Source organism: Protofrankia sp. Cas4 (assembly GCF_963555915.1).
GTDB lineage: Bacteria > Actinomycetota > Actinomycetes > Frankiales > Frankiaceae > Protofrankia.
In genome coordinates this window covers 1-11,136 of the sequence record NZ_CAUVXL010000243.1, presented here as the reverse complement: position 1 = coordinate 11,136, position 11,136 = coordinate 1, and the positions used below count along the sequence as shown (strand labels likewise).

The following is an 11,136-nucleotide window of genomic DNA, read 5'->3' as shown; positions in this document are numbered from 1 at the left end:
ATCGTTGTCGGTGCTGGACCAGGCGGGTCGGCGGCTGCGTATCACCTGGCCCGCACCGGGCTGGAGGTCGTCCTGCTGGAGAAGACGAGCTTCCCGCGGGAGAAGGTCTGCGGTGACGGGCTCACTCCCCGGGCCGTTCGCAGCCTGATCGAGATGGGTATCGACACCAGCAGCGATCCGGCCGGGGTTGGTCCGGCCGGGGTCGATCTGGCCGGGGTCGGTCGGGAGGTACCCCGGGGTGCCCAGATCTCCGGGTCGGTCCAGCAGGGCTCCGGGTGGGTCCGAAACCGCGGCCTGCGGATCGTCGGCGGCCGCGTGCGACTCGAACTGCCGTGGCCCGAGCTGGCGAACTGGCCGGACTACGGCCTGGTCCGTCCCCGGCTCGACTTCGACGAGCTGCTCGTCCGGCATGCCGAGAAGGCAGGCGCACGGCTGCGGGAGGAAACCGCGGTCACCGGCCCGGTGCTCGACGAGCGCACCGGTCGGGTTGTCGGAGTCCACGCGAAGGCTGGCCGTGGCCGCGAACCGGTCGAGTTCCGCGCTCCGCTGGTGATCGCAGCTGACGGCAACAGCGCGCGGATGGCCCTCTCGCTCGGCATCGGCCGCCGTGATGATCGTCCGCTCGGCGTTGCGGTGCGCCGGTACTACCGCAGCCCCCGCACCCACGACGACTTCCTGGAGTCCCACCTGGAACTGTGGGAGGGCACACCGGGGGCCTCCCGGCTGCTTCCCGGCTACGGTTGGATCTTCGGTGTCGGCGACGGAACGAGCAATGTCGGCCTCGGGCTGCTGAACACCACCAGCGCCTTCCAGAACACCGACTACAAGGACCTACTCCGGCGTTGGCTCGGCGGTCTCCCACCGGAGTGGGGCTACACCGAGGAGAACGCCACCGGTCCGGTCCGCGGTGGCGCGCTGCCGATGGCCTTCAACCGCACGCCGCACTATCGCGACGGTCTCATGCTCGTCGGGGACGCGGGTGGTGCGATCAATCCCTTCAACGGCGAGGGCATCGCCTACGCCATGGAGTCCGGACGTCTCGCGGCCGAGGTGGCCGTGCAGGCGATGGCCCGCGCGTCCGGGCCGTCGCGGGAACGGGCGCTGCAGGCATACCCGCACCTTCTCCGCCAGCGCTACGGCGGCTACTACACCCTCGGTCGGGTGTTCGTCCAGTTGATCGGAAACCCGGCCGTGATGCGGACGGCAACCCGGTACGGGCTGCCTCGGCCGACGCTCATGCGTTTCACGCTGAAGCTGCTGGCGAATCTCACCGACCCGCGGGGAGGTGATGCGCTGGACCGTCTGATCAACGCGATGACCAGAGTCGCGCCCGCGACCTGAGTGCCCAAACGTGCGTCGCCGGACGTCGCCCGCTGGACGTCACCCGCTGGACGTCGCCGGACGTCACCCGCTGAATGCCGCCGGACGTCACCCGCTGAATGCCGCCGGACATCACCAGCCGGGTCGGGGTAAACCGGCCGCAACCCCCGGATGGGGCGTCGCGTAGGCTCCCGGGCGCGATCCGACCAGCGAACCCCGGGTCGCCTGCAACTGATCGTCAACGGCACACCGCCACTGCCACATCCCGCACCGGACCTGCAGAGAGGAGCTCGGCATGCTGTCGAACTACGTGCCGATCCTCGTACTTTTAGTGATCGCGGCAGCGTTCGCGATCGGATCTGTGATCATGGGGTCGCTGGTCGGCCCGAAGAGGTACAACCGCGCCAAGCTCGACGCATACGAGTGCGGAATCGAGCCGTCGCCCGAGCCGGTCGGCCCACACCGCTTCCCGGTGAAGTTCTATCTGACCGCGATGCTGTTCATCGTCTTCGACATCGAGATCATCTTCTTGTATCCGTGGGCGGTCGCCTTCGGGAGCCTGGGGATTTTCGGGCTGGTCGAGATGGTGTTGTTCATCGCGACCGTATTCGTCGCCTATGCGTACGTGTGGCGACGCGGAGGCCTCGAATGGGACTAGAAGAGAAGTTGCCCGGTGGCCTGCTGCTCACGACCGTGGAGAAGATGGCCAACTGGTCACGGCGGTCCTCGCTGTGGCCGGCCACGTTCGGCCTGGCATGCTGCGCCATCGAGATGATGTCGACCGGCGCAGGTCGTTACGACCTCGCCCGGTTCGGTATGGAGGTGTTCCGGGCCAGCCCGCGCCAGGCCGACCTTATGATCGTTGCGGGTCGGGTCAGCCAGAAGATGGCTCCGGTGCTGCGCCAGATCTACGACCAGATGCCCGAACCCAAGTGGGTGCTGTCGATGGGCGTGTGCGCAAGCAGCGGCGGGATGTTCAACAACTACGCCATCGTTCAGGGTGTGGACCACATCGTCCCGGTGGACATGTATCTCCCAGGCTGCCCGCCGCGGCCGGAAATGCTCATGGACGCGATCCTCAAGCTGCACGAGAAGATTCTCGCCGGCACGGTGACGGGTAAGCTCGAATACACTACGATCGGCCACTCGCCTTATCCGAAGCCGATCGAGGTGGCAACCGCGCGGGCCGGTCTGCCGGCTGGGGCGCTGGAAACCGACACGCTGTCGGTCAACGACCGCAAGCGGTTCCGCCTTCCCGCCGGTGCCCCGGTCCCGACCGGAGCCGGTGCGGTCGAACCGTCGCTCGACACGCGCCGACCTGCCGCGATCGCTCCCGGTTCGGTGTTCGGCCGGATCAAGCGTCCGGTGGCTGCACCGGAGCACGGGGACAGGGCATGAGCGACGTCATGGCGTCTTCGGGAAAGGGCGGACCGCATCGGCGCGACGCCTTCGGTGCGTCCGGTTCCGGCGACACCTCCGGTTTCGGCGGCCTCGTGGAGAAACCCTCTGCTCCGGCCTCGACCGCACGACCGTTTGGCGACCCTGACGCCGACACTGTCTACGACGCCCTGGAGCGCTCCTTCCCGCAGCTCGGCGAGGCGCTCGAACGCGTGGTGGTCGAACGCGGCGAGTTGACCCTGCACGTGCGGCGCGACTACCTGCTCGCGGTCGCGCAGACGCTGCGGGATGATCCGGGTCTGCGTTTTGAACTGCTGTCCGGGGTTTCCGGGGTGGACTACCCCGACGACCCGAGCGGCCGGCGGCTGCACGCCGTGTACCACCTGCTGTCGATGACCTGGCGTCGCCGCATCCGCGTCGAGGTCGCGCTCGCCGACGACGACCCCACCGTCCCGAGCGTCATGGGTGTCTGGCCTACCGCGGACTGGCACGAGCGGGAGACCTACGACTTCTTCGGCATCGTCTTCTCCGGCCGCGACAGCCTTACCAGGATCATGATGCCGGATGACTGGTCCGGTCACCCACAGCGTAAGGACTATCCGCTCGGTGGCGTGCCCGTCGACTACAAGGGCGCCCAGGTACCGGCACCCGACACGCGGCGGAGCTACTCATGATCGGACGCGGCCCTCATCTGTGCCGTTCGAATCCGTGCCGTCCCTATCTGCGTCGTCCCAGTCTGTGTTGTCCCAGTCTGTATCGTTCTTACCAACGAGGTTCGTTATGACCACCCACGCCTCCGAGACGTCCAGCACGTCCAGCAGGTCCAGCAGGTCCAGCCCGTTCGCGGGACCGCCGGTCGACGATGTTCCCGCTGACGTTCCTGCCGATGTGCCTGCGGCGGATGCGTCCGCGGCCGCCTATGAGGCCGGCTTCACCGAATCGGCAGACGGGCGGATATACACGGTCACTGGCGGTGACTGGGAGCAGGTGCTCGGCGGCGGTGAGGACTACACCGAGCGGCTCACCGTCAACATGGGTCCGCAGCATCCATCCACTCACGGGGTGCTGCGCCTTGTCCTGGAGATCGAGGGCGAGACGGTCGTCCAGACCCGGGTCGTGATCGGTTACCTGCATACCGGGATCGAGAAGAGCTGCGAGTTCCGCACCTGGACGCAGGCGGTCACCTTCCTCACCCGGGCCGACTACCTCTCGCCGCTGTACAACGAGACGGCCTACTGCCTGGCGGTGGAGAAGCTGCTCGGTGTCACCGAGGAGGTCCCCGAGCGGGCGACCGTCATCCGGGTGCTGGTGATGGAACTCCAGCGGATCGCCTCCCACCTGGTGTGGCTCGCCACCGGAGCGATGGAGATCGGCGCCACCACGGGGATGATTTTCGGGTTCCGGGAGCGCGAGAAGATCCTGGACCTCCTGGAGACGATAACCGGTCTGCGGATGAACCACGCCTACATCCGACCCGGCGGACTGGCCCAGGACCTTCCCGACGGGGTTGAGCGCGATATCCGTGTCTTCCTCGACGACATGCCGAAACGGATCAAGGAATACCACGCGCTGCTGTCCGGGCAGCCGATCTGGAAGGGCCGCATGGTCGATGTCAACTACATCGATGCGGCCAGCTGTATCGCGCTCGGCGTGACCGGACCGGTGCTGCGTGCGGCCGGTCTGGCCTGGGACCTGCGCAAGACCATGCCGTACTGCGGTTACGAGACGTACGACTTCGACGTCCCCATTCTGTTGGAGGCCGACTCCTACGCCCGCTACCTCGTGCGGCTGGAGGAGATGGGCGAATCGATGAAGATCATCGAACAGTGCCTGGGCCGGCTGCGTCCCGGTCCGGTGATGATCGCAGACAAGAAGATCGCCTGGCCGGCGCAGCTGTCCATCGGCACCGACGGGATGGGTAACTCGCTCGATCACATCCGAACGATCATGGGTACCTCGATGGAAGCTCTGATCCACCACTTCAAGCTGGTCACCGAGGGCTTCCGGGTCCCGGCCGGGCAGGTGTACACGGCTGTGGAGTCACCCCGCGGCGAGCTGGGCTATCACGTCGTCAGCGGCGGCGGCACCAGGCCCTACCGTGTCCACGTCCGGGATCCCAGCTTCGTCAACCTGCAGGCGGTCCCGGCGATGACCGAGGGCGGCCAGGTCGCGGACGTGATCGTCGGCGTGGCGTCCCTCGACCCAGTTCTCGGGGGAGTTGACCGGTAATGCCACTGACCGAACAGACCCGTGCCGCCGCGCGGGACATCATCGCCCGGTACCCACCGGGTCGCTCCCGCTCGGCGCTGCTGCCCATGCTGCATCTCGTGCAGGCCGAGGACGGCTGCGTCACGGCCGAGGGGATCGAGTTCTGCGCCACCGAGCTCGCCATCACCCAGGCCGAGGTGAGCGCGGTCGCGACCTTCTACACGATGTACAAGCGCAAGCCGGTCGGCGACTGGTTGGTGTCGGTCTGCACGAACCTGTCGTGCGCCCTGGTCGGCGGCGAGGACGTCTACGCCCGGCTCTCGCATCATCTCGGTGTCGGCCACGACGAGACGACACCGGACGGCGCGATCACTCTGGAGCATGCGGAGTGCCTGGCGGCCTGCGACTACGCGCCGGTGATGACCGTCAACTACGAGTTCTTCGACCAGGTCGACGCGGACTCCGCCGTCGAGATCGTGGCCGCGCTGCAACGCGGCGAACGTCCGACTCCGACCCGCGGCGCGCCGTTGTGCACGTTCGTCGAGGCGTCCCGGCAGCTGGCCGGTTTCCCCGACCCGCGCCCCGGCGCGGTGGCCGGGCCGGGCGTGGGTGAACCATCCGTGGCGGGTCTCCTCGTCGCGGATGCCGTGGACATGCCGGGTCCGGTTGCCGCGGGCACGCCCGACCCGGTTGCCGTCGGTGCGACGGTCGCCCCGACCGGCACCGCCAAGCGGGCCCGCACCAGGCAGACCGCCCATCAGACGAAGGGGAGCTGACCATGCCGGTCACCCCGGTCCTCACCGGACGCTGGAACACTCCCGAGTCCTGGACGCTCGCCACCTACGAACGCACCGACGGTTACCAGGCGTTGCGCCAGGCGCTGGAGACGGGCCCGGACGCCATCATCGGACTCATCAAGGACTCCGGTCTGCGGGGTCGTGGCGGCGCCGGCTTCCCCACCGGCATGAAGTGGGGCTTCATCCCGCAGGGCGACGGCAAACCGCACTATCTGGTCATCAACGCGGATGAGGGCGAGCCCGGTACCTGCAAGGACGCCCCGTTGATGATCGCAGACCCGCACTCGCTGATCGAGGGCATCATCATCGCCTCCTTCGCGGTGCGGGCGAACAACGCCTTTATCTACCTGCGCGGGGAACTGGTGCACTGCGGACGGCGGCTGCGGGCCGCGGTCGCCGAGGCCTATCAGGCCGGCTACCTCGGCGCCGACATCCTCGGCAGCGGGTTCAACCTGGATCTGGTCGTCCATTCCGGCGCCGGTGCCTACATCTGCGGCGAGGAGACCGCGCTGCTGGACTCCCTGGAGGGCCGCCGTGGTCAGCCCCGGCTGCGCCCGCCCTTCCCGGCGACACACGGGCTGTACGCGTCACCGACGGTGGTCAACAACGTCGAGACCATCGCCAGCGTCCCGTACATCATCCGACGCGGGGTGGCCTGGTTCCGGTCGATGGGCCGCGAACGTTCACCGGGGCCGAAGATCTACAGTCTGTCCGGGCATGTGACCCGTCCGGGCCAGTACGAGGCGCCGATGGGAACCACTCTCGCCGAGCTGCTGGAGATGGCCGGGGGCGTCCGCGGGGGGTTGCGGCTGAAGGCCTGGACCCCCGGCGGATCGTCGACGCCGATGCTCACCGCCGACCATCTCGACGTCCCACTGGACTTCGAGGGTGTCGCCGAGGCTGGTTCCCTGCTCGGCACGGCCGCCATCATGGTCATGGATGAGACCGTGGACATGCTCAAGGTCGTCCGGCGGCTGACCCAGTTCTACGCGCACGAGTCGTGCGGAAAGTGCACGCCGTGCCGTGAGGGAACCCCGTGGATGGTGCAGATCCTGTCCCGCCTCGAGCGGGGCGACGGCGACGCCGCCGACGTCGACACGCTGCTTGACGCCTGCGACAACATCTTCGGCCGGGCCTTCTGCGCTCTTGCCGACGGTGCGACCTCGCCGATCGTTTCGGGCATCGCGTTCTTTCGCGACGAGTTCCTCCGGCCCGCAGCTGACCGGTCCGCAGCTGGCGGGCCCGCATCGGCCCGGTCCGCATCCGACAGCGTCGCCGGTTCGCCGGACGCCCTCGCGAGAGCTCACTGATCACTATGACAACCGTGTCGACGAGCAGCGCCCTGTCACCTCCGGTCGTGCCCACGCCGCCGGATCTCGTCACCCTGACCATCGACGACCAGGCCGTCAGCGTCCCCAAGGGGACATTGATCATCCGTGCGGCCGAACTGCTCGGGATCGAGATCCCGCGCTTCTGCGACCATCCGTTGCTCGACCCGGTCGGCGCCTGCCGGCAGTGCATCGTCGAGGTCGAGGGCCAGCGCAAGCCGGTCGCGTCCTGTACGGCGGCAGTGTCGGCCGACATGGTCGTGCGTACCCAGCTCACCTCGCCGGTCGCCACCAAGGCGCAGGCGGGGACGCTGGAGTTCCTGCTGCTCAACCATCCGCTGGACTGCCCGGTCTGCGACAAGGGGGGTGAGTGCCCGCTGCAGAACCAGGCCATGGCCAACGGCAAGGCCGTCTCCCGGTTCAAGGAGACCAAGCGGACCTACCCCAAGCCGCTGGCCATCTCCACCGAGATTCTGCTCGACCGGGAGCGCTGCGTGCTGTGCGCGCGCTGTACCCGGTTCTCCGCGCAGATCGCCGGCGACCCGTTCATCGAACTGTTCGAACGGGGTGCGGACGAGCAGGTGGCGGTCGCCGAAGGCCAGCCGTTCACGTCGTACTTCTCCGGTAACACCGTGCAGATCTGCCCGGTGGGGGCGCTCACCAGCGCGGCCTACCGTTTCCGCGCCCGGCCGTTCGACCTGGTCTCGACCCCGACCACCTGTGAGCACTGTGCCGACGGATGCGCGCTGCGGACGGATCACCGCCGCGGCACGGTGATGCGGCGGCTCGCCGCCGACGACCCGGCCGTCAACGAGGAGTGGAACTGCGACAAGGGCCGGTTCGCCTTTGCCTACGCCGGCGGCGCCGACCGGCTCCGCACGCCGCTGGTCCGTGACGACGCCACCGGCGAGCTCGTCGAGGCATCCTGGACCGAGGCGCTCGCGTTCGCGGCCCGGGGCCTGGCGCAGTGCCGGGACCGCCACGGCGTCGGCGTCCTGGCCGGTGGCCGGCTGACCCGCGAGGACGCCTATGCCTACGCCAAGTTCGCCCGGCTCGTCCTGCACACCAACGACGTGGATTTCCGCGCCCGGCCGCACTCGGTGGAGGAAGAGGAGTTCCTGGCCCACGCCGTCGCCGGTACCGGCATCGGAGTGACCCACGCCGACCTCGCGGCCGCGCCCGCGGTGCTGCTGGTCTGCCTGGAACCCGAGGACGAGGCGCCGATCACCTTCCTACGGCTGCGCAAGGCCGCGGCCAGGCGGGGGACGGCGATCTTCTCGATCGCGCCGGTGGCGACCCCGGGCCTGGCCAAGATGGCCGGGACGCTGCTGCCCGCCGCCCCCGGCGGGGAGGCTGCGCTGCTGTCGAGCCTGGCAGCCGGGGACGCAGGTGCTGCGGACACGACGGTCGGTGCGGCATCGCAGGTCGGTGCGGCGCTGCGGGCGCCCGGAGCCGTGATTCTGGTGGGGGAGCGGGCCGCGCAGGCCCCCGGGACCTTCACCGCGGTCCTGCGGCTTGCGGAGGCGACCGGCGCTCGGCTGGCCTGGGTGCCCCGTCGCGCCGGCGAGCGTGGTGCCCTGGCCGCAGGCGTCCTGCCCTCGCTGCTGCCCGGTGGCCGCCCGGTCGCAGACGCGGCGGCACGGGCCGAGGTGGAGGAAGCCTGGGGCGCGGCCGTGCCGGTGCGGCCCGGCCGCGACACCGCGGCCATCCTCGCCGCGGCGGCTGCCGGCGAGCTCGACGGGCTCGTCGTGGCCGGGCTGGACGTCGAGGACCTGCCCGACCCGGCCGCCGCGTTCACCGCGATCGCGGGCGTGCCGTTCTGCGTCTCGCTGGAAGTTCGCCGGTCCGCGGTGGCCGAGGTCGCCGATGTCGTTCTGCCGGTCGCACCGGTGGCGGAGAAGGCGGGCTCGTTCGTCAACTGGGAGGGACGCCTGCGCGCGTTCCAACAGGTCCTGGAGACTCCGGCCCTGGCCGACGTGCGGGTGCTGCACATGCTTGCCGCCCAACTCGGGGTGGCGCTCGGTGTCGCGGACCCCGGCTCGGCCGCCCGTGAGCTCGGCATGCTCGGCCGTGCCGGTGACGCGGTTCGGCGGGCACCGGCGCCGTCGGTGGCACCGCCGGTGCCACCTGACCCGCCCGTCGGTCACGCCGTGCTGGCGAGCTGGCACCAGCTGATCGACGACGGTCGGATGCAGGACGGCGAGCCCTATCTCGCCGGGACGGCCCGACCGCCGAAGGTCAGGCTGTCCGCGGCGAGCGCCGGCGAGATAGGCGTGGTCGACGGTGACCTGGTCTCGGTCACCAGCGACCGTGGGACGATCACGCTGCCCCTGGAGATCACGTCCATGCCTGACCGGGTGGTGTGGGTCCCGACCTTCTCGCCCGGTTCACACCTGCGCCGCTCACTCGCGTCCCGCACCGGCGAGCTGGTACGGGTCGGCGCGAGCGGGCGGACTTCGAAGGGCCGGTCATGAGCTATTCATCCTCGCTCGGGGCCCCCGTGGGGCAGCCGCTGGCCGCCGCCGCCGGAGATCCGGACCTGTCGGCCTTCGGCAGCGACCCATTCTGGCTGATCCTCCTCAAGGCCGTTGCCGTGTTCGCGTTCCTGCTGCTGACAACGCTTTTCGCCATCGTGTTCGAGCGTAAGGTGGTCGCTCGGATGCAACAGCGGGTCGGCCCGAACCGGCACGGCCCCAAGGGCTGGCTGCAGAGCCTGGCCGACGGCGTGAAGCTGATGCTCAAAGAGGACATCATCCCGGTTCTCGCGGACCGGCCGGTCTTCATCCTCGCACCCATCGTTTCGGCTATCCCGGCCTTCCTCGCGTTTTCGGTTATCCCGTTCGGTCCCGACGTGTCGATTTTCGGCCATCACACCGCACTGCAGCTCGCGGACCTACCGGTCGCGGTTCTGTTCGTGCTCTCGGCGTCATCGCTGGGCGTGTACGGGCTCATTCTCTCCGGCTGGGCGAGCGGATCGACCTACCCGTTGCTGGGCTCCCTGCGTTCGGCGGCCCAGATCATTTCCTACGAGGTCGCGATGGGCTTGTCCTTCGTCGCGGTCTTCCTCAACTCGGGGACGCTGTCGACGTCGGGCATCGTCGCGGGCCAGCGCCACTGGTGGAACGTGTGGCTGGTGCCATCCTTCATCATCTACTGCATCGCGATGGTCGGAGAGACCAACCGGACGCCGTTCGACCTACCCGAAGCCGAAGGAGAGCTGGTCGGCGGTTTCCACACCGAGTACAGTTCGATCAAGTTCGCGTTCTTCTTCCTCGCCGAGTACATCAACACGGTCACCGTGTCCGCGGTGGCGACGACACTGTTCCTCGGCGGATGGCAGCCGCCGCCGATTCCGTACCTCTCGCACTTCGACACCGGTTGGTTTCCGGTGATCTGGTTCGTGCTGAAGCTGCTGGCATTCCTGTTCGTCTTCATCTGGCTGCGCGGCACGCTGCCCCGGCTTCGCTACGACCAGTTCATGGCGTTCGGCTGGAAGGTCCTGATCCCGGTCGGGCTCGTATGGCTGCTCGCCGTGGCGACCTTCAAGGTGTACCGGGAGAACGTCACCGACCGGACACCGTGGCTGATCGGCTGCGGGATCGCGGTGGGAATCCTGCTCATCATCATGCTGCTCGACCCCGGCGCTCGAAAGCACGCCGAACGTCTTGAGGCCGCCGAAGACGAGCGCACGCGCAACGCACCCAGCCTGGAGCGGATTCCGTGGCCGCCGCACCAGCCGTCATCGCAGTCATCATCGAAGTCGCCGTCGCCGCCGTACACCCCCGGCCCGCATCGACCGTCTTCCGTCATCGCCGCGGGTGGACCGCGTCAGGAGAGCTGAGCCATGGGGATCTTCGACCCCTACAAGGGTTTCGGCGTCACCTTCTCGACCATGTTCAAGAAGCCGACGACCGAGCAGTATCCGGAGGAGAAGAAGGCGACCGCGCCCCGCTTCCACGGCCGGCACCAACTCAACCGCCATCCGGACGGGCTGGAGAAGTGCGTCGGGTGTGAGCTGTGCGCCTGGGCGTGCCCAGCGGACGCGATCTACGTCGAAGGCGCCGACAACACCGAGGAAGAGCGGT

The 11,136-nt window shown here is 68.7% G+C and carries 10 protein-coding genes; all 10 read left to right on the top strand.

All coding sequences use genetic code 11. The annotated features are described in order from the left end of the window. On the top strand, nt 1-1,341 hold a 1,341-nt coding region (locus tag U9979_RS22015; RefSeq protein WP_322780810.1), incomplete at its 5' end, for a geranylgeranyl reductase family protein. Nucleotides 1,342-1,618: 277 nt separating this feature from the next. Continuing rightward, nucleotides 1,619-1,978 carry an NADH-quinone oxidoreductase subunit A gene (locus U9979_RS22010; RefSeq protein WP_322747914.1) on the top strand — a complete coding sequence of 120 codons (360 nt, stop codon included), beginning with the start codon at nt 1,619-1,621 and terminating at the stop codon, nt 1,976-1,978. Then, the gene (locus U9979_RS25390) at nt 1,969-2,718 is read left to right on the top strand and encodes a NuoB/complex I 20 kDa subunit family protein (protein WP_416220278.1); all 750 of its coding nucleotides are present in this window, start codon (nt 1,969-1,971) and stop codon (nt 2,716-2,718) included. The genes U9979_RS22010 and U9979_RS25390 overlap by 10 nt, the downstream gene beginning before the upstream one ends. Next, nucleotides 2,715-3,392 carry an NADH-quinone oxidoreductase subunit C gene (locus U9979_RS22000; RefSeq protein WP_322780809.1) on the top strand — a complete coding sequence of 226 codons (678 nt, stop codon included), beginning with the start codon at nt 2,715-2,717 and terminating at the stop codon, nt 3,390-3,392. Before U9979_RS25390 ends, U9979_RS22000 begins: the two co-directional genes overlap by 4 nt. A 106-nt stretch (nt 3,393-3,498) precedes the next feature. After that, entirely contained in the window at nt 3,499-4,947 is a 1,449-nt protein-coding gene (locus tag U9979_RS21995) for an NADH-quinone oxidoreductase subunit D (RefSeq protein ID WP_322754758.1), read from the top strand. Next, a complete protein-coding gene (gene nuoE, locus U9979_RS21990) occupies nt 4,947-5,702 on the top strand; it encodes an NADH-quinone oxidoreductase subunit NuoE (protein WP_322747885.1) in 756 nt (251 codons plus the stop codon). Before U9979_RS21995 ends, nuoE begins: the two co-directional genes overlap by 1 nt. A gap of 2 nt (nt 5,703-5,704) precedes the next feature. Further along, nucleotides 5,705-7,033: an NADH-quinone oxidoreductase subunit NuoF gene (nuoF, locus tag U9979_RS21985; RefSeq protein ID WP_322780808.1), complete on the top strand. Its 1,329-nt coding sequence runs from the start codon at nt 5,705-5,707 to the stop codon at nt 7,031-7,033. Nucleotides 7,034-7,038: 5 nt separating this feature from the next. Then, nucleotides 7,039-9,525, top strand: a complete 2,487-nt coding sequence (locus tag U9979_RS21980) for an NADH-quinone oxidoreductase subunit G (protein ID WP_322780807.1) — start codon at nt 7,039-7,041, stop codon at nt 9,523-9,525. Then, a complete protein-coding gene (nuoH, locus tag U9979_RS21975; RefSeq protein WP_322780806.1) occupies nt 9,522-10,892 on the top strand; it encodes an NADH-quinone oxidoreductase subunit NuoH in 1,371 nt (456 codons plus the stop codon). Before U9979_RS21980 ends, nuoH begins: the two co-directional genes overlap by 4 nt. 3 nt (nt 10,893-10,895) lie before the next feature. Then, a partial coding sequence (locus tag U9979_RS21970) for an NADH-quinone oxidoreductase subunit I (RefSeq protein WP_322780805.1) occupies nt 10,896-11,136 on the top strand: 241 nt, incomplete at its 3' end.